This window comes from Clostridium sp. AM42-4 (assembly GCF_003480105.1).
Classification (GTDB): Bacteria; Bacillota; Clostridia; order Lachnospirales; family Lachnospiraceae; genus Brotaphodocola.
Window position 1 is genome coordinate 17629 of the sequence record NZ_QUIK01000030.1, and the last position, 498, is coordinate 18126.

At 38.6% G+C, this 498-nt stretch carries 1 protein-coding gene; it reads right to left on the reverse strand.

All coding sequences use genetic code 11. The annotated features are described in order from the left end of the window. Positions 1 to 6 precede the first annotated feature (6 nt). Positions 7 to 498: hypothetical protein (locus DW922_RS16520; protein WP_243032279.1), on the reverse strand; the 492-nt coding region annotated here is incomplete at its 5' end.

Genomic DNA, 498 nt, shown 5'->3' on the forward strand with positions numbered 1-498 from the left:
AATTTGTCAAAGAGGATTATTCCAATATTCCACAGTATTTCTATTTACATCATAAAAAGTAATATTACCCGCATTTATAGGCAAGACAATCGCAAAAGGTTTATTGCGGTCAATATCAACCACTTGAATTGTGTTGCCATCATCTATTTCAAGTTGTTGCACCTGCTGTTGATTCATAGAAATAAATGCTCGTTCATTATATCCCTCTACAGTAAACTCCACAATTCCTCTTTGAATCCCCGAAAGAGTTCCACCTCCACGGAAAAAATATCCGAAGGAAAGTCCTGGACGATTGACATAGACGGAAAAAGAATGGTCACTCAAATCCTGAGGGTAAGAAATATATGCAGCCATCGTGCTGGAAACGCTTCCATCGACCGTCCAATCATCCTTAATCTTCTGCGACGAACGAATATCTGCCTCCAGCTTAGATGAAGTCACGCCGATCTCATTGTTCGTATAAAGAAAACAAACAAATAAAATACAAGCAAGAACAAC